The sequence below is a fragment of the Microvirga terrae genome, assembly GCF_013307435.2.
Taxonomy (GTDB): Bacteria; Pseudomonadota; Alphaproteobacteria; order Rhizobiales; family Beijerinckiaceae; genus Microvirga; species Microvirga terrae.
Window position 1 is genome coordinate 188981 of record NZ_CP102846.1, and the last position, 21325, is coordinate 210305.

The following is a 21325-nucleotide window of genomic DNA, read 5'->3' on the forward strand; positions in this document are numbered from 1 at the left end:
TCGTGATCCGGTTCGGTGCTGGGCGGCTCGGAGGCGATGATCGCGAATGGGTTCTGGCTCTCGGATGTGCAGTGCACTGTAATTGAACCGTACATGCCGCAGAACTAGCCCGGGCCGAGCACAAGGATGACAGACAGATCATCTCGGGCATTCTGCACGTCCTGACCTCCGGATGCCGCTGTCGCTCCCGCAACGTGCAAATCCCCAAGCTGTGCGCGAAAGGCTACTCGAAGTCAGCATTCGCGCCAGTAGTGCATGGCGACCGCGCCATTGCGGAGCGGCTTCGCCGAAACCAGTTCGAGCCGTCGCGTACTGGGCAGCCCGCCCTGGTACAGGGTTGGGCCGTGGCCGGCGATCCTGGGATGAACGAGGAGCTTGTACTCGTCGATCAGATCCAGCCGGTCCAGCTCGGTCGCGAGTTTGCCGCTGCCGAGGAGCACGCCCGCCGGCATCGCGTCCTTGAGCCTCTGCACGCCGGTTCGCAGGTCGTCGGCGATGTGGTGGCTGTTGGTCCACGGGAAGTCCTTTCGCGTCGACGACACCACGTATTTCGGCTTGGCCTCCAGCTTGACGGCCCACTCGCGTATGGCTGGCGACGCCTCCACGTCGCCGCGAGCGACGGCCGGCCAGTAGCTCTCCATCATTTCGTAGGTGACACGGCCCCACAGCATCGCCCCGCCCGCGTCCATCAGGCCGGTGAAGAACGCGTGCGTCTCCTCGTCAGCGATTCCCTCCTGATGGTCGACGCAGCCGTCCAGGGTGACGTTGATGCTGAAGGTCAATAGTCCCATGCGGCGATCCTATGCCCTACGCTCGAAAAGTTCTAGGGCTACTGCTTACGGTTGAACTTCAACTTTCGCTAAGGGTCGAAAACCGAACCTCGCCGCTCGAGTGGTCGAGTCCAGCCCCCAGGAGAAGAGGACCGATGGGTCTTTTCCCGCAGCGGCTGAGGCATTCCTTTCCACCCTTCACATACGGGGTCTCCAATCCCTATGTGAGGCCCTAACCGTTTGATGTCCTATCCACTTCAGTGAAAACTCTTTGTGTCTTTGCAAACCGTGACATTGCACACGCGGCCGAAATGGCTTGAGCAAAATCGCCTTGGCTGAACGGCTTATGCAAGACGGGCAAATCCCTAAAGCCCTCTCGTAATCCTTCTGAGCCATAGCCGGTTGAGAAGATGATCGGGATCCTGCGGCCACGAACAACGTCAGCGATCGGATAGCTGAGAGTACCGTTCAGGTTGAGGTCGAGAACGGCAATATCGAACACTGCATTGCGAGCCAGATCCAAAGCGTCCTCAAACGTGGCGACCGGGCCAACGATTTCGCCGCCGCTGTCTCGGACCATGTCCTCAATCAGCAAGCCGACCATCGCCTCATCTTCCACAACGAGTATGCGGGGTTTCCGCTCGTCACCTGACATGGCGTGCCTCCAGACTGTCTATGGACTACGACGCTCACGTTCGCCCGATCTGCCGGGCAATGATTCTTATCTGATGCTGCATCCTCTCTGAGCGCTGTAGCCCCTCCCGATTTTCCCTCAGCGTTAAGATGAGAAAGTGGCGAAGGATGTCCATGGGATTTCTAACCGACCTGTAGTTTCGGGTATTCCGGCATAAATCTGAGAGGATGTCGCCCTGCGACTACTGCTAGTTGGCACCTGCTCGGAGTAGGGTTGGTTCTCCACCAACAGACGAGCGAGATGAAGACCTCGATCGCATATGACAATAACCAATTTCCTGACACTGACAGGCCCAGCTGAACCAGTTCAGAGTTGTCAAGATTCTTGTAATAATAGTTCACTGGGTTGGTACTCTATTCGCCAGTGCCCCGATACACAGGTCTTTGGCTCCGACAGTGCCGCGATGCCGCTTCCTTGGATCTGCCTTGGCGCAGGTAACATAGGCGCCCTCCCCGCACCCATGTGAGTGTTTCGTGATGGGATCAATGAGAACCGGACGGAAAGTCTTGTGGTTGCGCAGAAGTCAAGTAGATAAGCATTGAGCTTATCTCGAAGTTGGCCCTATCGAGCACTTCACGGCCACCCGGGCATCGATCAATCTGCCCGAAGGTCTAAAGGAAGAAATCGAGTTTCGGAGGGAATCATGAGACGAGCTTCCGGTAGTGCGTGTGTGGACTCTCCGGCGGCGTCCATCAAATAAGTGGGCCCCCATTCGCCAACTGGCAAGGTAAGATACATCCAAGCATTCATGCCGTTGCTTTAGCTCCCACATACCGATGCATCGAAAAAGCAGAGACCGGAGCAACCCTTTCCGACAAGGCATTGGTCGACACATGCGCTTGCAAGCAAGCTGGGTTGCGCAGGCCATCAGCGCACCATCTACTCCGATGTCGACCACTACTTGATCTTGGTATAGTGATTGTGTGTCCAAAAGTCTTTTCGGGCAATCTCGAAAGACCCCTCGGAGTGTCGGTTGCATACTGAAGAACTGTTACTTGCGTAGCACGGTCGATCCTCAACTTATGACAGGTCACCACTGACGGCATCTTTTGAGGTTAGGGTAAGGAACGGCCGAAACGGAGACGCTCCCGGCCCATGGTCAACAGCGAGCTTCGGAGAGCAATTTTGGTGTGTCAGGAGCATCACCAAGGCGCAGCAGACGCTCTCACAGGCACCTAAGCACGGGCGAAGAGTAGCGCGTTGGGGCTTGGGTTAGAAAGCCGTCGTAACTAGTTGCTATTGACGGACAGCCTCTGCCCTAAAGTGGCAAGGGTCCGGCGAGAGACAAGGTAGCGGTGCCGATTGGAGGTGCTGAACCTAACAGTTTGCAAGTACGGGCTTACGCATGATAGGCAGGCCACCGTTCGCCAATCGTAACCCCAAGACGTAGGCTCGGCAAGGAAAGCCCCCCACGCATCCGTTTTTATGGAGTTGCAATAAGGAGAAACGCTTATGAAACGATCTGGCATCCTGTTGACAATTGGCCTCGCTGTTTTCACGATGCCCTCTGTCTCTCAGGCGCAAGGCATGGTGCGCGGAGCTAAGCAAGGGGCTGATGTTGGCAATCGAGCCGCTGGTCCTGTTGGTGCTGCTGTCGGCGGTGCCGTTGGTGGTGTTGCAGGAGGCGTAGTCGGTGGAGTAAAGGGAGTGCTCGGGATTCCTCAAAGCACCAGCCGGGTCCAGCGGTATCGCGCATACCACAAGAAGCGCACTCTCCACCACTGACGCGGGCTTGGCATATTCAAAGGTCGAGGCTCTTCTTGAGAGCACGAGGAATATGGACGGCCCAGTGTAACCCCGGTGGGCGGCTATGGTCGCCTTGCAAGGCCTATCCCCGTCCTCAGGCATTTTGCCAGTTCCGTTGGCGCAATTCAGGAGAAATGGGGCCAGCCATGTCCTGTTCAGGATTGAGGCGTCCAATTATATAGCTGCCATGATCGCGGCACGGTTCTCACGCGATTGCCAAGATATCGCAAAGGTGCGACCGCAATCCGCAGAGGCGTCGTGAGAGTTGTCCGTCGTTTGGTCCTATCGCACAGCAGTGAGTGAGATTGAACCATGATGCAACCTGAAGGTCAGAATGAGCAAGGCGCCCAAGCCACGGAGCTGCCTTCTATCGGTTCTCCGATAGCGAAGACAGCATGGCACTGGTTCGATTTCATTTGCCCGTTTTGTTATGTCGCGCGCAGCCGTAACGAGATCCTGAACCGGTCTGGTCTTATCATCGTTAAGGTACCATTTCAGGCCCACCCCGGGATCCCGACAGGCGGTGTCACTGTCGGACCAAGGTCCGGCGAGATGTATGATCGTCTAGAACGGGAGGCTTACGACGCCGGCTTACCTTTACGTTGGCCATCACGCCTGCCGAACAGCCGATATGCGCTTGCTGTCGCGGAATGGGTTCGCCGACATCATTCGGAGGGATTCACAACCCTCTATCATCAGCTTTTCCTCAGCCATTTTAGCTTAGGTGAAGACATAGGCGACACGACCCTGGTCAACAGCTATGCGGAACAGGCTGGAGTTGATCTGGACCTCGTTCAGGGCGCCATCTCAGACGGAAGTGCAGATGCCGCAGTAGCCGAGTCAGAGGCTGCTGCCCATCGCATCGGTATTGCGGGAACCCCAGGTTGGCTCATCGAAAACCACGTGGTGTTCGGACTTCATGACAAGGGTTTGTTCAGACAAGTTGCACACGAAGTTGCTGACCACACCCGTGATGAGAAGGATCCGCGAGGGCAACTCTGACAATTAGGGGTACCTAGACTGCCGTCAGCCCGGTCATTGGCGAGGTCAGCGTGCACCCAATGGTCCTGAATGGGGCTTCTTGCCTAAATTCTGCCAAAGAGAACGGTTGCTTTCTTGACTGCCTTCGCGGTTCTCTGTGATGTATACCTTAGGTGCTAAGGTAAACAGGAACACCGACGTGAATAGGGAGGGGCCGCTTGCTCTTGCCTCTCGCTCGGTGGAAGCGGTCAGGCACGAACCTGCGCCCCACTCGTATTAAGAGGCTGTTCTCGAATCGCACTTCGATCCTGTCTGACGGCCTGATTGTGCGCAGGTACTTGCGCAAGGACGCGAGCTTCACCATCGCGGCGAACTTGACGTGAAGCTTCTCAGGCCGTGTGGCGATGGATTGGTATCCTTTCAGCCATCCGACACAGCGCTCGCTGATGTTGCGTCTGCGGTAAAGATCAGGATCGAACGCTCGCGCGCACCCCTTGCCCATGTTGCCGCCGGCGCGGGGCGGGATCACGGGTCGAACATGGCGCCGCCGCAAATAACGGAAGACAGGTCTGTAGCTGTAGGCCTTGTCGCCCGCCAGGTACTTGGGTCGCGTGGTCGGACGGCCTCTCGGATTGGGCAGGCGGACGGCCTTCAAGGTTGGCTCGAAGGCGGGCACCTCGTGCCGCTGCCCGGGCGTGAGGGTGAAGGCCAGCGGCAGGCCTGATCCATCGCTCACCAGGTGGATCTTGCTGCCGAAGCCGCCTCGCGACAGGCCGAGTGCATGGTCATCCGGCTCCTGTAGATCCCCTTTTTACGCGCTCCGGCCGCCGAGCGGCTCGCTCGCACCGAGGTGCTGTCGATGCACCACAGATCCAGATCAATCAGCCCTTCGGCGTTCAGCCTGAGCCGAAGGCGATCCAGGATCCTGTCGAATAGTCCTTCACGGCGCCATCGCGTCAGGCGCTCATAGACCGTTTGCCAAGGGCCGTAGCGCTCGGGCAGATCGCGCCACTGCGCTCCGGTACACAGCTTCCACATCAGCCCGTTCACCACCTGCCGGTGATCCCGCCAGCGCCCGCCGCCCTGTGGGCCAGAATGAGGCATCAGATCGGCAATCAGCTCCCATTGCGCATCGCTCAGTTCGTGCCGCCGCATCGCAGGTCCTCGCCTTGGTGAGCCCCACCAAGGCAACAGCAATATCCTCATGCAGGTTCACAGGCCGTCAGACAGGATCTAGATGTTTCCTCTTAATTCCAGAGGTTGCGCCCGAACTCCTCGTACACCGCTCTCAACCGAAAGTGACTAAAGGAGCAATGCAAGGGCAACGTCGCGTCAGATAGCAAAGGCATACGTTCAGCCGCTTCATGTTCCACGCTCCGATGACGGTAATGCGGGCATTGGTATGTGTGTCGTCGGGACGATGCAACCCAGCCCAATTTAATTGGGGCCACCATTTACTTACTTCTCGTGCCTGCGGGTGGGCACAGAATCCAGTGCGGACAAATCGATAGATTGGCACCGATGTTCAATCCAAAGCACGATTATCAAAGACCATGATGGCCCAAGCGCGTAGATTGGTTTTGCTTCAACGCGCGTTCCTTCCTGACCTCAAGCGCCTCTCCCAGCAGTGAGGCGCTTCTCTCATCGGTATGGGCGGAAGCGCTGCTGAACTTGGTAAGTCGGCGTTCCCCCACGAGCGCCGGCGGCCCCCCGCTCCTTGCTAAGGATCTTTCAAGAGGTCGACTGTGATAGTAGAGGTAATTGCTATCATCTTAGGCGTCATCGCACCGCTTAGCGTGGTGAGCTGGCTCGTGTTCTTTTACATAAAGATGAGCCAGCACGACGACGTTAGGGACAACTAGGATGTTGGATCATCTCTTTGTCCTGCTACTGACGCGCCCCTTGCATTTGTTCACCGTTTACGTCCGCAGTTGTAGGCTCGAAGCCTAATCCCTATGAACCTATTGTTTCCTTGGCCTCAAACGGGAGGGTCACAACAGACTCAGAGCGTGACCCAGTCCTACCCATTGCCCGTGGTGAATTTGCAGGAGCACGCGCGTCTCCTAAAAGGCCGCAGGAGCCGCACACCCACTTACAGCCATGGCTGCTCTCATGGCAAACGATTGGAACCGTTGCTTCATCACGATCACCTTCCCTCCCGTGCAAAACACAGGCTTTGCCTTGCTCGCGGCCCTGTCTTGGTCCTTAAACGAAGGGTGCTCCGACCGATCTCCCGTTGGGGCACGTTCCAGTGCGCCGCTGCTCCGGAGCACATTGACGAATATGGGCATCGACTTGAAGGCTCAGGTCGACCATCTCCACCAGCGCCTGGATGCGTCACTAGCCCAGCGTTTGCTCGCGTAGTTCGGTTAGTCGAGAATCTCACCGCGGACTAACGAAGGAAAAATCCCAATGCCCAGATCACTCCGCGTTCCCGGTTCGCTGACCCGACGCGACACTTTGGCGGGAGCAGCGTCCCTCGCCGTCTCTCTTGCCCTGCCGGCCATATCGGAAGCGGCGTCACCTTCTACCAAAGCGAAAGGAACGGATTTCATGGCAACGATCACCACCAAGGACGGGACCGATATCTTCTACAAGGATTGGGGGCCGAAGGATGCCCAGCCAATCATGTTTCATCATGGCTGGCCCCTCTCTGCCGATGACTGGGACGCACAGATGCTGTTCTTCTTGCAGCACGGCTACCGCGTCGTGGCTCATGATAGACGTGGTCACGGACGCTCGACACAGGTCAGCGACGGTCACGATATGGACCACTACGCTGCCGACGCCTTTGCGGTGGTTGAAGCCCTCGATCTGAGGAATGTCGTTCATATTGGTCACTCGACCGGGGGCGGCGAGGTCGCCCGCTTCGTTGCAAAGCACGGCCAGCCTAGCGGCCGTGTTGCCAAGGCGGTTCTGGTGAGTGCGGTTCCACCTTTGATGGTCAGGTCCGATAGCAATCCGGATGGCCAACCAATTGAGGTGTTCGACGGCTTTCGCAAGAGTCTCGCTGCGAATCGGGCGCAGTTCTACCTAGACGTCGCCAGAGGCCCATTCTACGGCTTCAACCGTGAGGGCGTTATAGTCTATCCCGGCGTGATCCAAAATTGGTGGCGTCAGGGCATGATTGGGGCAGCCAAGGCGCACTATGATGGGATCAAGGCCTTTTCGGAGACCGATCAGACCGCGGACTTAAAGTCGATCACCGTGCCGACGCTCGTGATGCATGGTGACGATGATCAGATCGTCCCGATCGCAGACGCAGCACTGAAATCAGTCAAACTGCTCAAGAACGGCACGCTCAAGGTTTACAAGGGCTACCCGCATGGGATGCTTACGACCCACGCGGATGTAATCAATCCGGATCTACTCGCCTTTGTGAGAGTCTGATCTTAGCCGCATAGGCACTTTGCGTCCTCAGCACCTACACTGAAGCGTCTGGAGACTTCTAAGCTGGCAACATAGGCAGTATCTATGTTCTGAAAATGATCGTGGACGATCGCTCGCTGGCTTAATTATCGTCATAGAATTTATGCGCATTGCTCAAAGAGACGAAGAAATCTGGCGGGTACGTCGTGGCATAAATCACATTGGACTGCCTTCATCCAAAGAATAAAGGGTAGAATGGTTGCATCCACTGAACTTGGTTTTATACCCATCCAGAGAATTGCTGACTCGGATTTGCATCGATGTAGCTGGCATGATTCCCTGATGGCAGGGGGCGCAATTGCAGGAGACCACCATGGCCGGGCTCCCGATCCGTCAGGACTACCCTCCATCGGATTTGCGCCAGCGCGCCGCTCGCGAGAAGGACACCCGGGCCAGCCTGCGGCTGTTGGCGATCGCCAATGCGCTCGAGGGCATGACCCGAACGGAGGCCGCCCGGCTGGCCGGCATGGAGCGCCAGGCCCTGCACGATGCCATAAAGCGCTTCAATGCCGAGGGACCGGACGGCCTGCAGGACCGGCATCGCTCCGGTCGCCCGGAGCAACTCAACCCTGGGCAGCAGGCCGCCCTCAAGGCCTACATCCTGCACGGACCGGAGCCCGAGCGCGATGGGGTCAGCGCCTGGCGTCTGGTTGACCTGTGCGAGCATGTCGAACAAACCTATGGGGTCCGCTACGGCCAGTGGGGGCTCTCGTGCCTGCTCAAGCGGCTGAACCTGTCGCGGCAGAAGACCCGGCCCTCGCACCCGAAGGGCAGTTCGGCCGCACAAGCGGCGTTCAAAAAAGGAGCTGCCCGCAAGATTGGGCACCATCGCGGCAGAGCATCCTGAGGCGCGTCTTCAGCTCTGGTGCCAGGACGAGGCGCGCTTTGGCCAGAAGGGCCGGACCACGCGCGTCTGGTATGAGCGTGGCGTGCGTCCGCCCGGTGTGGTCGATCAGCGCTTCGAGAGCTTATATCTGTTTGCCGCCTGCCGGCCCGGCACCGACGAAACCTTCGCCTTGGCGCTGCCGCGGGTGAATGCCGACGCGATGACGATCTTTCTGGAGCACTTCGCGCAGCAGCTCGAGCCCGGTGTGCACGCAGTGCTCGTGCTCGATCAGGCCGGTTGGCACGACGCCCGGGCCTTGCATGTGCCGGACACCATCACCCTTTTGCCGCTGCCGCCAGCGTCACCCGCGCTGAACCCAGTGGAACGCGTCTGGCTGTACCTGCGCGAACGCTATCTCTCGCACCGCGTACTCGACGACTATGACGCGGTGCTCGACGCGGTCTGTCGCGCCTGGAACCGGCTCCTCGACGAGACAGGCCGTCTCACAACATTGACGGCATACCCGTATCTCACCGCGTCACCAATTCCCTGAGCGGGTATTACTTTATTTCTCGTTTGGTGGCTCCAAACTTCTGATAGCTTTCGTAATCCAGGCCATTAATGTTGCATGAGGATAGTAGGGATACGTTTGAGCTCGTATGAATGAAATTCAACGGCTTGCTTTCAGGCCGGGGTGTAGAATCGGCCTGTATCGTATTGTGTTCTTGTTTGGTTGAGTCAATCAACTAAGACTATGTGCTTGGCGATGATCCTGGTCTCCGCTACAGTCTTTTCAGACTGAGCGAATTCTGGGTCCAATTTAAACTCGCTCGCCCATAGATTGGACAGCCATTCAGGCGCTGGCCACCAGGCCTTTGGTCGGCCTGCAGCCGGTATTCACGCGGGTCTCACCGAGCAGCGTGCACTCGATGATGGCGACCTGCATGCACTCCTTGGCCAATCGCCCCGCAAGCGACGATCCGGCCTGGCCGGCGCTGACTACGATGGCATCAAACAATGCGGTCATGGTATCGCTCCTATGCTCGTTGCAGCGACTGAGGTCCGACTTCCTGCCACATGAACGGCACCGTGCGGCCCTCGACCGTTTATTGCACGATGATCCTATCAAAGATTCGGATGAATCCTGAAAGCGCAAAGCTACATATGGGCTGATGTTCTATGGCGCTGTAGCTCTGAGGAATAGCATGTGACAAGATTGCTCCTGCCGATCCAATTCTTACGAGCGCCGACAATTCTGAGAGTACCGAGTAGAGCAATAGTCTATGTCGATAATGCCGTTGTCAAATCGCCTCGGCAGCCTGCGAAAAGTGACAGGTGAATGCCTTCTGGAACTGTGCAAACATAAATTGCAGACGTTTCGCAATGGTTCCTCATCCAGCTCAATAATAACTCAAACTTTGAAACGAAGAGTTCTATCATAGCAAAACTCGTGCAGTTGACTTTGATAAGTGGAAAGAGTCCGTTCGTGCCTTCACAGAAATGAAACGGCTTCGCAAGAAGTATCTAATCAAAACAATAGTCGCGGTTGTCGACAAGCGACAGCCGAACGATAAGGTTCAGCTGACGCGGGGAGCTAATCTTATCCCGACAGAAGCTGCATTGGAGGCTATGTCCGACCGCCGGGGACATGCTGCTGGGTTATGGCGGCATCTGCCCTTTAGTTAGCTTCCCTGGCGACAAATTGGCGACAGTCGGAGCACTCACTGGCTCCGGAACTGACCACGACATCGACGATCACTTCGCCTGTTCACTTACTGGTGCGCTCAAGCGGTAAAGTTCGACTCTGTTCAAGATTGTCTGAAGGGGCCAGCCCGAAGCAGTATTGGCCGAGCTGCCACAGCTCAAAGAGCACGTCCTGCGAACACCACGCTGAGCCGAGAATGGTTGCCTTGCTGCAAGCTGCCCACTGTGGCGCAGCGGTGCAATCCGCATCAGCGGCTTCAACATGAATCAAGAGCTAGAAGACCGACGATCCGGGACTGCTCCGAAGAGTAAGCAGTCAGAGGTCTACCCCATCCGAGATCGCGTGTGCGGTGAAAGGAGAGTGGCGATGAAAGCGTTACACAGAACCGGTAACAAACTCGTGCACCAGAACAGCCAACCCTGGCTACATCAAGAAGGTCGGGAAATCCAAGCATTCGGAACCGTCCGGCAGTTTCCGCTCGGACTGTCGCATGATGCACGGCTATACTCGTGCCAACGCCTGAACCAGATCCTTGCCGACACCCAGATCATATATTCCGTTTACAAGAAGAATCATTGGCTGATGCGAGGAGCCACCTTCTACCAGTTGCACCTCTTGCTCGATAGACATGCTGATGAGCAGGTTAAACTCATTGATGCTCTCGCTGAGCGGATCCAAACACTTGGAGGCCTTGCTGTTGGTGATCCGCGGCATGTGGCGGAGATTACGCGCATTCCGCGAGCCCCCAATGGCTGCGAGGAAGTGCCGGCGATGTTGTCACGACTGCTGGAGGCTCATGAGTTGATTCTTGTCGATGCCCATGACGCGGCAAAGCGAACCGTAGAGCAGGGTGACGATGGCACCAATGACCTGATCGTCTCCGAGGTCATCCGTGTTAACGAACTTGAGGCTTGGTTCATTGCCGAGCATCTGGTCGACACGCCGCTCGTGCGCACCCGATGAGCTATTGACCTGCATGAAAGACCAACAAGTTTGGCAGCGCCGAAGGGAGGAAAGCCATGGCGGACGGAATCTGTGACATCTGTGGTGTCCGGCCTGCGACCGTTCGAGCGCAGGTTGTCAGCAACGGCCAGCGCCAGACCATGGAGCTCTGTGACGTCGATTACCGGCGGCTGGCGCGGCAGCAGCGGCCGAGTTCGCCGCTGGAGTCCCTTTTCGGCGGGCGCGGCAACCTGTTCGACGACTTCTTCGGGGGCGACGTCTTCGGCGAGAGCCCGCGCGGCAGCGCAGGAAGGCCTGCCGATGAGCCCTCCGACACGGGGGACGGCGGCACGCCCATTCCGGCCAGATCCGGACGGGGTCGCGCCCGCAGACGGGGCGCTGCCGCCGGCGTCGCCGAGCGACTGAGCGAGCATGCCGAGGAGATCCTGCAGGCGGCCGCACGACGGGCCGGCGATTTCGGCCGGCGGGAAGTCGACACCGAGCATCTGCTCCTCGCCCTCACCGAGAGCGATGTCGTGCGCACCATCCTCGACCAGTTCAAGGTCTCCCTCGATGACCTGCGCAACCAGATCGTCGCGGAAAGCCCGCGGGGCGATTTCAACCCGGAGGAAGGCGGCGAGATCGGGGTTTCGCCCCGGGTCAAGAGCGCCCTCTCCCGGGCCTTCTCGGCTTCCAGTGAGTTCGGCCATTCCTATGTCGGGCCGGAGCACCTGCTCATCGGCTTGGCCGAGGAGGGAGAAGGCATCGGACCCGATGTTCTGAACCGCTACGGCCTCACCCCGCAGGCCATTCGCCAGCAGGTCACCAAGGTGGTCGGGCGCGGCGCCGAGGAAGGGCGGGTCGACACCCCCACCAACACGCCCAACCTCGACAAGTACTCCCGCGATCTCACCAAGCTCGCCCGCGACGGCAAGCTCGATCCGGTGATCGGCCGCGCCAGGGAGATCGAGACCACCATCGAGGTGCTGGCCCGGCGCAAGAAGAACAACCCGGTCCTCATCGGCGAGCCGGGCGTCGGCAAGACGGCCATCGTCGAGGGGCTTGCTCAGCGCATCGTTGCCGGCGAGGTGCCCGAGAGCCTGCGCGACAAGCGCCTCGTGGAGCTGTCGATCAACTCGATGGTGGCCGGCTCGAAATACCGGGGCGAGTTCGAGGAGCGCGTCCAGCAGATCCTCAAGGAGGTCACCGAGCGCGAGGACGAGCTTGTTCTGTTCATCGACGAGATCCACACCATCGTGGGGGCCGGCCAAGGCGGGGGCGAAGGCGGTCTCGACATCGCCAACGTGTTCAAGCCGGCGCTCGCGCGCGGCGAGCTCAACCTGATCGGCGCCACCACACTCAACGAATACCAGAAGCACATCGAGAAGGACGCCGCCCTGGAGCGTCGCTTCCAGCCGGTCTTCGTGCCCGAGCCGACCATCGCCCAGACCATCATGATCCTGCGCGGCCTGCGCGACACCCTCGAGGCGCACCACAAGGTCACCATCACGGACGAGGCCGTGATCGCGGCCGCCGAACTCTCCGACCGCTATATCACCGGGCGCTTCCTGCCGGACAAGGCCATCGACCTCGTCGACCAGGCCGCCGCCCGGGTGAAGATCTCGGCCACCGCCAGGCCCGTGGACGTGCAGGAAATGGAAGCCGAGGTGCGCCAGCTCAAGCGCGAACAGGATTACGCCTCCTCCCGCAAGCACTTCGACCGCGCCTCGGACATCCAGGCCCGGCACGATGCCCGCAGCAAGGAGCTCCAGGACGCGACCGAACGCTGGCGGCGGGAACGCGGCTCGGCCTCGACGGAGGTGCGCACCGAGGATATCGCCCAGGTGGTGTCCAAGCTCACGGGTGTTCCGGTCAACGAGCTGACGACCGAGGAGCGTCAGCGCCTCGTGAAGATGGAAGAGCGCCTGCACCAGCGCGTGATCGGCCAGGAGGAGGCGGTCAGGGCGGTCAGCGATGCCGTGCGCCTGGCGCGGGCCGGCCTGCGGGAGGGGCGCCGCCCCATCGCGACCTTCCTGTTCCTCGGCCCCACCGGCGTCGGCAAGACCGAACTGGCCAAGGCTCTCGCCGAGACCGTCTTCGGCGAGGAGGACGCGATGATCCGGCTCGACATGTCGGAATACATGGAGCGCCACGCGGTCGCCAGGCTCATCGGCGCGCCGCCCGGCTATGTCGGCTACGAGGAGGGCGGGCAGCTGACCGAGCGCGTGCGGCGCCGGCCCTATTCGGTGGTTCTTCTCGACGAAATCGAGAAGGCGCATCCGGACGTCTACAACGTGCTGCTGCAGGTGTTCGACGATGGCCGGCTGACCGACGGCAAGGGACGGGTCGTGGACTTCACCAACACCATCCTGATCGCCACGTCGAACCTGGGCTCCGACATCATCCAGCGCCACCTCAATCTGCGCGGCACGGCCGAGGACGATCAGGCCCGTCTGAAGCGCGAGCTGATGGACGTGCTGCGCGGCCACTTCCGACCGGAGTTCATCAACCGCATCGACGAGATCATCGTGTTCCATGCCCTGGCGCGGGGCGAGATCCGCTCCATCGTCGAGCTTCAGCTGGAGCGCGTCAGGCGGACCGCCCATGGCCAAGGCGTCGATCTTGAGATCGACGCCAGCCTTGTCGACCACCTGGCGGCCGCCGGCTTCCGGCCGGAGTTCGGCGCGCGCGAGCTGCGGCGCCTCATCCGCTCCGAGCTGGAGACCCAGCTGGCCCGGGCGATGCTGGCGGACGAGGTCCATGAAGGCGACCGGGTGACCGCGCGCTGGGACCGCGACCAGCAGAGGGTCGTGCTCGAGCCGCAGGCGAAGTCAGAGGCAGTTGAGTGGAGTGGTAGCTTGGACGAGGTTGAGCAAAAGATTTCCAAGTCACCCGCGGCGCACGAGGTAGCAGAGTAAAACAAGGCCGTTCGGGATTACTATTTGGTGGTCGAGCACCGTCCCGATCGGTGCTCGTGCTGTTCGGCCGTTCTGATGGATGGTCTGCCGGCGGAGGCGACCAGCGTCCACGAGCAGATCGACGTCCCGCAGGTAGCGGCGCATGTCACCCAGCATTGGCGCCTGAAGGTGCGCTGCCCGGCCGGCGGCAACAGAGCCGCCGCCACCGTGCCGGACGCCGCCAACGGGATGTCGTTTGGGCCGCGACTGCACGGTGTCGCTACCAGACCCGTCTGGCGGATCTGTCACGGGACGCTGCCTATGCGGTGGAGGTCAGTGACGTTCCGGTGCCCGGGCGCTTGCAGCTCTGGCTCAATGCCATCTTCCCCTCTCGGACCAGATTACCGCCCGGCTGCATCGACCCCGGTGGCCAAGTGAAAAACGCTGGAGCGGCAATGAGCCAGCATCCTCGTCGCTACGAGTTCCTGCGCCCTTGCCCAAGCTCTCCAGGCCAAGATCGGCCCGATGCACGAGCAAATCCTAAGCTTCCGCGACTATCCTGGTCAGGTTGCGGCGACCAACAGCGCCTGTGAGCGGGCGTTTCGCCCCCCGTGGTGCAGCGAAAGGTCACCAACGGCTATCGGGCTATTGATCTTCACGGGACGTCGGTAACCGAGAGGCATGCATGGGAAGAAGCGGACGCTCATCTCGGGGTGATATTGTAGGCGGGGCGAGAGGCCCGGGATGCAAGGCGCTACCAAGCCGTGCGGGCCCTCCCGGGCGAGCGTGACGGCCCAGCGGCAGACACTGGCGCCGGCTCCACATGCCTGGCAATGTCGGCTTCAGAGAGCTGTCCCTGGCGCAACAGCGTCGCAGCCACCAGACGATGCTCCTTATCTGCTCCGCCGTCAAAAGCGTCAGTCGCCACACGATGCCCGCCATCGCGTACCTTCTCACGAGGACGGCCACCGCACTATGTTACACCTGTCGCGTGAAGATCAATGATCAGGCATGCGAAGGTTATCTATAGCCGCCGAGAGATCGCGATGATAGCGCTCCCGCAGCACACCGACAACATTTTCAGCTGACTTCTTTCCAATCCTTTCAACAAGGAAGCGGGAAAGACTGATCTCACGATCTCGGCAGCTGCGTATAGCATTCCCTGCAAGGACGTCCGATGACAATTGAGATCTGAGCCTTTGACTTGTGTAGGACGCAGCGCAGGCCTGCCATTGATCGTTGAAAGGTTTTGCTTCGCTGTATACGGCAAATGCGTCAAATTCGTCGGAATATGCAGGAAGACCCATGGAAAGAGACATGATCGACGTACATGCAATAACCACGCCCAAGGCATAACTGATCGAGAAGTCAGATCGGCGCGAGTTGGCCAGCACAATGCGTGCTTCAGATGGCCGCTTGGCTACCCAGTTCGAGCAATTTTGCACCAATGTTCGATGGGAAGCCTCCTTCGATACCGATTCACATTCCTGCCTTAAGTTGCAGCCAACTCGCACGTTTGATAGAGCTGCGGTTGTGGGACATTCCACCTGTTTAGCGGGCAGGAATCGCGAGAGCAACGCCGTGGGCCTCCGGACTTATACAATTTCGATTGCGTAAGGCACAATCAAGATCCCTGCTTACCCATGGTCAAATTGAGGGAAGTACGGGGGTATCCGCCTGCGGCTCAATGATCGCTTTCAACGACCCGTGGCAGGGTCTCGAACTGGTGGTACGGAGGCGGTGAGGACAGGGTCCATTCCAGCGTCGTCGCACCCTCGCCCCACGGATTGTCGGCAGCCCGCTCCTTGCGGATGAAGGCATAGACCACGCCGAACATGAAGATGAAGAGCCCGGCGAAGAAGATGTAGGAGCCGATCGACGAGACCATGTTCCAGCCCGCGAAGGCGTCCGGATAATCCGCGTAGCGGCGCGGCATGCCGGACAGCCCGAGGAAGTGCATCGGGAAGAACAGCACGTTGGCGCCGATGAACGCGACCCAGAAGTGCAGCTGGCCGATCCATTCGGGCATGACGTAGCCGGTGATCTTCGGGAACCAGTAGTAGATGCCCGCGAAGATCACGAAGACGGCGCCGAGCGACAGCACGTAGTGGAAGTGAGCCACCACGTAGTAGGTGTCGTGCATGTAGCGGTCGACGGGAGCATTCGCCAGCACGACGCCTGTGACGCCGCCGACCGTGAACAGGAACACGAAGCCCACGGCCCATTGCATGGCCGCCGTGAAGCGGATGGACCCGCCCCACATGGTGGCGATCCACGAGAAGATCTTCACGCCGGTCGGAACCGCGATCACCATCGTGGCGAACACGAAGTAGGCCTGGGTCTGGAGCGAGAGGCCGACCGTGTACATGTGGTGCGCCCACACGACGAAGCCCACGACGCCGATCGCCACCATGGCGTAGGCCATGCCGAGATAGCCGAAGATCGGCTTCTTGGAGAAGGTCGAGATGATGTGGGACACGATGCCGAAGGCCGGCAGGATCATGATGTACACTTCGGGGTGACCGAAGAACCAGAACAGGTGCTGGTAGAGCACCGGATCGCCGCCGCCCGATGGCTCGAAGAAGGTCGTGCCGAAGTTGCGGTCGGTGAGCAGCATCGTGATCGCGCCCGCGAGAACCGGCAGCGACAGGAGCAGCAGGAACGCGGTCACCAGCATGGACCAGGCGAACAGCGGCATCTTGTGCAGCGTCATGCCCGGAGCGCGCATGTTGAGGATCGTCGTGATGAAGTTGATCGCACCCAGGATCGAGGAGGCACCCGAAAGGTGGATTGCGAAAATGGCAAAATCAAAGGCAGGGCCAGGATGGCCCATGACAGATAGGGGCGGATAAGCCGTCCAGCCACCGCCGAAGCCGTTCGCGCCCGGAGCGCCCTCGACAAAGAGAGAGCAGAGCATCAGGGCGAAAGCAGCCACAAGGAGCCAGAAGGAGATGTTGTTCATCCGTGGAAAGGCCATGTCGGGGGCGCCGATCATGATCGGGATGAACCAGTTGCCGAAGCCCCCGATGAGCGTGGGCATCACCACGAAGAACACCATGATGAGGCCGTGCGCCGTCACGAAGACATTGTAGGCCTGCGGGTTGGAGAAGAACTGGAGGCCCGGCTCCTGGAGCTCCAGGCGCATGCCGATGGACAGAAGGCCGCCGACGATGCCGGCCGTGAAGCCGAAGATGAGGTAAAGCGTGCCGATGTCCTTGTGGTTCGTGGAGTAGAACCACCGACGCCAGAAGGTTGGGATATCGTGACGATCTGCCTGAGGGACATCAATCGCTTGAGCCATGCTCATGCTCCTGACACACTGAGATGGCGGTTCGGGATCTGCGCCCGTTCCCCGTCGTCTCCGGAATAAGAGGCCGCCAACGGCGGCCTTTAGTTCAAGGAGGACCAGCGATGCTACGCGAGCACCACTCTGGCACTTTGCACCAGGAGCTCCGTTTGGTCTTTCGAGAATACCCGATCCTGGTGGAGCGTCCCCAGATGCCCTGTGCGGCACTCCACCTCCAGCTCCCGTCCAGATCTCGACGGCTTCCCTCAGCCCGTCAGGCAGATCGATTGGGCCCTCGACCAGGGGAGGCTGGCCGGATGACAGCTCAGACAGGAGGGCTCGGTAGCTTTCCACCTTCATCTCCCGCGCTGAGTTGGATCGGACTGCAATGACGTCAATGGGCACCCTTTGATCCGCGCTGGCATGCGAGTGTTTCAATTTCGGCCCTCACCATGCATGTCAGGACGCTCTCAACGAAAGCACGGTTGCGCAGACGGTGAGGGCGACCACCACCCCGATCAGGTAGACGGCCGGAGGGGTGCGCCGAGCCTCCAGATCAGCGTGCGTCCAGTCAGGTGAAGCATCCCGGGGGAGTCGGGTGGCTTTGATGGCCGCCTGTCTCGCCCGCTGGAGGAATGAGGTCATAACAGCATGAGAGAGATTGCAGAGAGCCAGATCAAACAAGAGAGCAGGCTACGGTGCGCTGGTGGACGGGTCATGCGGTCGGGGGGCGTTGGAGGTCTTGCCTCGCCCGCTGGCCCGACACTGGTCTACCCCAGGGCTGAGCTAGGGTCGACTAGCAGTAATCACAGGGCGGGCTCCTTCACCAATGTATGCCAAAGTACCAGGGTCACCTGATTGACCGGACATCCCATGGACATCCTTTGCCGCTTCCTTTCCTCCCGCTTACAAACAATTGGGAGCAACTCAGCGCAAATTAGTGTTCATACCCGCTCAGGGATTTGCTGACGCGGTGAGATACGGGTAGGCCGTCAATGTCGTAAGGCGGCCTGTCTCGTCGAGGAGCCGGTTCCAGGCGCGGCAGACCGCCTCCAGCACCGCTTCGTAGTTGTCGAGCACGCGGTGCGAGAGATAGGGCTCGCGTAGGTAGAGCCAGACCCTTTCAACCGGGGTAAGGCTGGTGGCAAAGGCAAAAGGGTGATGGTGTCCGGCACCTGCAACGCCCACGCGTCGTGCCAACCGGCCTGATCCCGCACGAGCACCGCGTGCACGCCGGGCTCAAACTGGTGAGCAAAGTGCTCCAGAAAGATCGTCATGGCGTCGGCACTCACCCGCGGCAGGGCCAACGCGAAGGTCTCGCCCGTTCCAGGCCGGCAGGCGGCAAACAGATACAAGCTCTCGAAGCACTGATCGACCACACCGGGCGGACGCATGCCGCGCTCATACCAGACGCAGGTGGTTCGCCCCTTCTGACCAAAGCGCGCCTCGTCCTGGCACCAGAGCTGGAGCCGCGTCTCAGGATGCTCCGCCGCGATGGTGGATAACCTTGCAGGCAACTCCTTTTTTGAACGCCGCCTGCGCGGCCGGATTGCCCTTCGGGTGCGAGGGTCGGGTCTTCTGACGCGACAGGTTCAGCCGCTTGAGCAGGCACGAGAGCCCCCACTGGCTGTAGCGGGCCCCATAGGTTTGTTCGACATGTTCGCGCAGGTCAGCCAGGCACTCACCCCATCGCGCTCAGGCTCAGGTCCACGCAAGATGTGGGCATTGAGCGACGCCTGCTGGCCAGAAGTGAGTTGCTCCGGGCGACCGGAGCGGGGCCGGTCGCGCAGGCCGTCCGGGTGCAGGGCCTGACGCTCCATACCGGCCAGCCGGGCGGTCTCAGTTCGGGTCATACCCTCAAGCGCATTGGCTTGGCGATGGCCAGCAATCGCAGGATAGCTCTGGGATCCCGCTCGCGAGCGGCTCGCTGGCGTAGGTCAGACGGTGGGTAGTCCTGACGGACCCGGAGTGCAGCCATGCTGACCTCCATCAACAGCGCCCCCGCGTCTCAGTGAATCATGTCAGGCACGCTATCGCAAACTCGAGTCAGCAATTCTCTGAACGGGGATCACATACTGAAATTTTGGCGCACCCTCCCTCACACCGTATTCAGCTTGGAACAAGAGAAGGACTATGAAGGCTGGCGCTACTCTGACGGCGTTTTGCATGGCCGTCGCCTTCGCGGCGGCTGGGGCCATCCTGAAACCAGAGAGGCAGGCCGAAACGCTCCTGCCTCCAGCAGATCACTCGGGCCCGAGTAGTATCAATAGAGTTCATGGCGTCAGAATTCCCGCCAGCAAATTGGCGCATGACGCAACTCAGCTCATTATTGAGACTGAGGATGACTTTCTGCTTCAGCACTCCGCCCGCGTCTGTTACTGGGTTGACTTGAGAGACAATCGCCAGGGAGTGACTTTTGACCCGGACCTTCTATACATCATGGGAGACAATCTCTCCGTACACATGGTGTCAGACGTCAGGGCGGTGGTTAGCGCCCGCGGGGCGACCTTGATGTACTTGCCTCAGTATTCGCCCGATCTTAATCCGATTGAGCAGTTGTTCCCGAAAGCCCTGTTGCGCAAAGCCGCAGCTCGCACCGGCGATAGCCTGTGGAAAACAATCAGTGATGCGATCGAAGCAGTCACTCCAGGCAAGTGCACCGATCCCATCAGGAACTCAAGCTATGAGCCCGTCTGATAACAGAATGTTCTAGTGCTCCACTCCTAGAGAATACTAATGTTGTCGTTCTGAAGAAATCGTGTCGGTGGCGTTTGGGAGCATGTGGCACAACCGGTTCTACGCGATGAGGCGGATGACGGCGCCTTCCAGCGTGGAGAAGGCCACATGGCTAATCTCACAATTTCGGTAAGATTGATCTCGAGCGCAGCTGGCTCAGTCTTCGAGAACGGCCTGCGGCGTGTTCCGAAAGCTGATCGCCATGCGATTATAGCTGTTCATCAGACTGATTGCGATCGTAAGGTCGACAAGCTGTTTCTCATCGAAAACCCCGCGGGCAGCTTTGTAGGCGCTCTCCGGGACGCCGGTCTCAGCAACGCGCGTCACACTCTCGGCCCATGCAAGTGCGGCCCGTTCAGGCGTGCTGAAGAGGCTCCCACCCTCCTCCCACGCCTGCAACAGCGCGAGCTTCTCCATCTTCACTCCTCTTTTGAGGAGCGCGCGGGTGTGCATGTCGAGGCAAAAGGCACAGTTATTGATTTGCGATACCCGCAGATAAACAAGATCTACCAGCTCGCCGGGAAGGCCACTCTGCAGGACATAGCCATAGACGCCACCGAGAGCCTTGGCTCCGTTAGGAGAAATTTGATTGTAATCGAGCCTGTTACTCATTATTCGAGTTCCTCGTATCCCATTGAGCGGGGATGGTAAGCTTTGTTTTGCCAGAGTCAGCGACGAAGACCGCGAGCAACTTCGCTGGCTTAGTCTTGCTCGCGTTGCGGCTGATCGAGTGAACCGCGCCAGGGAGTTCGTACCAGCTTTCTCCCTCCTTGAAGATACGGGTTTCGCTGTCATTTTCTTTCGAATCGATGTCACCCGAAAGCACGTATGCGTAGATAGAGGCCGACCTCGCGTGCGTATGCGGCGGGAAGGCGGCGCCGGGTGTATAGGCGACTTCTACAACGCGGAGCGACTTGCCTAGTATGTTTGGAAGGACCTGATCGAATTTGGGCACGACTGTCACTGACTGACCATCGTGCGCCCAGGTGGGGCTTGCGATGGTAGAGGCAAGAGCGACCCACATAGCCGGGACAGCCGACCGGAGGCTCGTCCAGCGCCATCGGGCGACAATGCCGGTCAGCGGGTTACGGGCACGAGGGCTTCTGGCGGAGTTGACCGGGTGGCTGTAGCCATAGTGACAGCGATACTTCTTTGAGCCTCTAGGGGTAGGCGCTGTCTGCCGGGCGCAGGAAATCAGATGCATGAAGGATACCATGGCGAAGTCGCTGAGAGGGGCTCATGAACGCCGCTTTCCGTTAGTTTGCCAGTGGCCGCTGCGGTGAGACAACGCTACTTGTCCGTCAGATTAGGCC

At 59.6% G+C, this 21325-nt stretch carries 15 protein-coding genes and 3 pseudogenes; 8 read left to right on the forward strand and 10 right to left on the reverse strand.

Annotation, left to right across the window (positions count from 1 at the left end; genetic code table 11):
• Positions 1 to 233: 233 nt before the first annotated feature.
• On the reverse strand, positions 234 to 791 hold the full coding sequence (locus HPT29_RS25695; protein ID WP_173945908.1) for a dihydrofolate reductase family protein: 558 nt from the start codon (positions 789 to 791) through the stop codon (positions 234 to 236).
• Positions 792 to 1002: 211 nt separating this feature from the next.
• Positions 1003 to 1425 carry a response regulator gene (locus HPT29_RS25700; protein WP_173945909.1) on the reverse strand — a complete coding sequence of 141 codons (423 nt, stop codon included), beginning with the start codon at positions 1423 to 1425 and terminating at the stop codon, positions 1003 to 1005.
• A gap of 2097 nt (positions 1426 to 3522) precedes the next feature.
• On the opposite strand from HPT29_RS25700, the gene HPT29_RS25705 reads away from it, so the two are divergent.
• On the forward strand, positions 3523 to 4212 hold the full coding sequence (locus tag HPT29_RS25705; protein WP_173945910.1) for a DsbA family protein: 690 nt from the start codon (positions 3523 to 3525) through the stop codon (positions 4210 to 4212).
• Between the two features lie 307 nt (positions 4213 to 4519).
• On the opposite strand, the pseudogene HPT29_RS25710 reads toward HPT29_RS25705, so the two are convergent.
• A pseudogene (locus tag HPT29_RS25710) lies at positions 4520 to 5346 on the reverse strand (IS5 family transposase); the annotation flags it as partial.
• A 1398-nt stretch (positions 5347 to 6744) separates the two neighbouring features.
• On the opposite strand from HPT29_RS25710, the gene HPT29_RS25715 reads away from it, so the two are divergent.
• The 3 genes from HPT29_RS25715 (at position 6745) to HPT29_RS25725 (ending at position 8999) form a co-directional block, all read left to right on the forward strand.
• On the forward strand, positions 6745 to 7581 hold the full coding sequence (locus HPT29_RS25715; protein WP_432807329.1) for an alpha/beta fold hydrolase: 837 nt from the start codon (positions 6745 to 6747) through the stop codon (positions 7579 to 7581).
• A 352-nt stretch (positions 7582 to 7933) separates the two neighbouring features.
• The gene (locus HPT29_RS25720; RefSeq protein WP_259061027.1) at positions 7934 to 8467 is read left to right on the forward strand and encodes a winged helix-turn-helix domain-containing protein; all 534 of its coding nucleotides are present in this window, start codon (positions 7934 to 7936) and stop codon (positions 8465 to 8467) included.
• Positions 8439 to 8999: an IS630 family transposase gene (locus tag HPT29_RS25725; protein ID WP_259061028.1), complete on the forward strand. Its 561-nt coding sequence runs from the start codon at positions 8439 to 8441 to the stop codon at positions 8997 to 8999. The genes HPT29_RS25720 and HPT29_RS25725 overlap by 29 nt, the downstream gene beginning before the upstream one ends.
• A gap of 303 nt (positions 9000 to 9302) precedes the next feature.
• Here the strand turns inward: HPT29_RS25725 and HPT29_RS25730 are convergent.
• Positions 9303 to 9473 (reverse strand): annotated as a pseudogene (locus tag HPT29_RS25730) (pyruvate/2-oxoglutarate dehydrogenase complex dihydrolipoamide dehydrogenase); the annotation flags it as partial.
• A gap of 1044 nt (positions 9474 to 10517) precedes the next feature.
• Here HPT29_RS25730 and HPT29_RS25735 point away from each other — a divergent pair.
• The 3 genes and pseudogenes from HPT29_RS25735 to HPT29_RS25745 form a co-directional block, all read left to right on the forward strand.
• Positions 10518 to 11114, forward strand: a complete 597-nt coding sequence (locus HPT29_RS25735) for a Dps family protein (RefSeq protein WP_173945079.1) — start codon at positions 10518 to 10520, stop codon at positions 11112 to 11114.
• 56 nt (positions 11115 to 11170) lie between these two features.
• Positions 11171 to 14011 carry an ATP-dependent Clp protease ATP-binding subunit gene (locus HPT29_RS25740; RefSeq protein ID WP_173945078.1) on the forward strand — a complete coding sequence of 947 codons (2841 nt, stop codon included), beginning with the start codon at positions 11171 to 11173 and terminating at the stop codon, positions 14009 to 14011.
• A 27-nt stretch (positions 14012 to 14038) separates the two neighbouring features.
• A pseudogene (locus HPT29_RS25745) lies at positions 14039 to 14640 on the forward strand (IS66 family transposase zinc-finger binding domain-containing protein); the annotation flags it as partial.
• Between the two features lie 348 nt (positions 14641 to 14988).
• Here the strand turns inward: HPT29_RS25745 and HPT29_RS25750 are convergent.
• The 4 genes from HPT29_RS25750 to HPT29_RS28985 all read right to left on the reverse strand — a co-directional run bounded on the left by HPT29_RS25750 (position 14989) and on the right by HPT29_RS28985 (position 18953).
• Complete coding sequence (locus HPT29_RS25750; RefSeq protein WP_173945076.1) at positions 14989 to 15384, reverse strand: hypothetical protein; 396 nt, start codon at positions 15382 to 15384, stop codon at positions 14989 to 14991.
• A gap of 290 nt (positions 15385 to 15674) precedes the next feature.
• Complete coding sequence (gene ctaD, locus HPT29_RS25755; protein WP_259061031.1) at positions 15675 to 17291, reverse strand: cytochrome c oxidase subunit I; 1617 nt, start codon at positions 17289 to 17291, stop codon at positions 15675 to 15677.
• A gap of 977 nt (positions 17292 to 18268) precedes the next feature.
• On the reverse strand, positions 18269 to 18793 hold the full coding sequence (locus HPT29_RS28980) for a transposase (RefSeq protein ID WP_173945312.1): 525 nt from the start codon (positions 18791 to 18793) through the stop codon (positions 18269 to 18271).
• Positions 18753 to 18953, reverse strand: coding sequence for a helix-turn-helix domain-containing protein (locus HPT29_RS28985; RefSeq protein WP_173945314.1), 201 nt, complete (start codon positions 18951 to 18953; stop codon positions 18753 to 18755). Before HPT29_RS28985 ends, HPT29_RS28980 begins: the two co-directional genes overlap by 41 nt.
• Positions 18954 to 19409: 456 nt before the next feature.
• Here HPT29_RS28985 and HPT29_RS28990 point away from each other — a divergent pair, with 456 nt between their 5' ends.
• Positions 19410 to 19973 (forward strand): transposase, encoded by a 564-nt coding sequence (locus tag HPT29_RS28990; RefSeq protein WP_173945311.1) that lies wholly within the window; start codon positions 19410 to 19412, stop codon positions 19971 to 19973.
• Positions 19974 to 20168: 195 nt separating this feature from the next.
• On the opposite strand, the gene HPT29_RS25770 is transcribed toward HPT29_RS28990, so the two are convergent.
• Both HPT29_RS25770 and HPT29_RS25775 read right to left on the reverse strand, forming a co-directional pair.
• Positions 20169 to 20624 (reverse strand): carboxymuconolactone decarboxylase family protein, encoded by a 456-nt coding sequence (locus tag HPT29_RS25770; protein WP_173945310.1) that lies wholly within the window; start codon positions 20622 to 20624, stop codon positions 20169 to 20171.
• Entirely contained in the window at positions 20617 to 21228 is a 612-nt protein-coding gene (locus HPT29_RS25775; protein WP_432807331.1) for a cupin domain-containing protein, read from the reverse strand. Before HPT29_RS25775 ends, HPT29_RS25770 begins: the two co-directional genes overlap by 8 nt.
• Positions 21229 to 21325: the final 97 nt, after the last annotated feature.

Excerpts from the sequence above, each read along its gene's own strand:
- HPT29_RS25695 (WP_173945908.1), bottom strand. The coding sequence starts at position 791 with ATGGGACTATTGACCTTCAGCATCAACGTCACCCTGGACGGCTGCGTC.
- HPT29_RS25770 (WP_173945310.1), bottom strand. The coding sequence starts at position 20,624 with ATGAGTAACAGGCTCGATTACAATCAAATTTCTCCTAACGGAGCCAAG.
- ctaD (WP_259061031.1), bottom strand. The coding sequence starts at position 17,291 with ATGGCTCAAGCGATTGATGTCCCTCAGGCAGATCGTCACGATATCCCA.
- HPT29_RS25715 (WP_432807329.1), top strand. The coding sequence starts at position 6,745 with ATGGCAACGATCACCACCAAGGACGGGACCGATATCTTCTACAAGGAT.
- HPT29_RS25700 (WP_173945909.1), bottom strand. The coding sequence starts at position 1,425 with ATGTCAGGTGACGAGCGGAAACCCCGCATACTCGTTGTGGAAGATGAG.
- HPT29_RS25720 (WP_259061027.1), top strand. The coding sequence starts at position 7,934 with ATGGCCGGGCTCCCGATCCGTCAGGACTACCCTCCATCGGATTTGCGC.
- HPT29_RS25775 (WP_432807331.1), bottom strand. The coding sequence starts at position 21,228 with ATGGTATCCTTCATGCATCTGATTTCCTGCGCCCGGCAGACAGCGCCT.
- HPT29_RS28990 (WP_173945311.1), top strand. The coding sequence starts at position 19,410 with ATGAAGGCTGGCGCTACTCTGACGGCGTTTTGCATGGCCGTCGCCTTC.
- HPT29_RS25740 (WP_173945078.1), top strand. The coding sequence starts at position 11,171 with ATGGCGGACGGAATCTGTGACATCTGTGGTGTCCGGCCTGCGACCGTT.
- HPT29_RS25705 (WP_173945910.1), top strand. The coding sequence starts at position 3,523 with ATGATGCAACCTGAAGGTCAGAATGAGCAAGGCGCCCAAGCCACGGAG.
- HPT29_RS25735 (WP_173945079.1), top strand. The coding sequence starts at position 10,518 with ATGAAAGCGTTACACAGAACCGGTAACAAACTCGTGCACCAGAACAGC.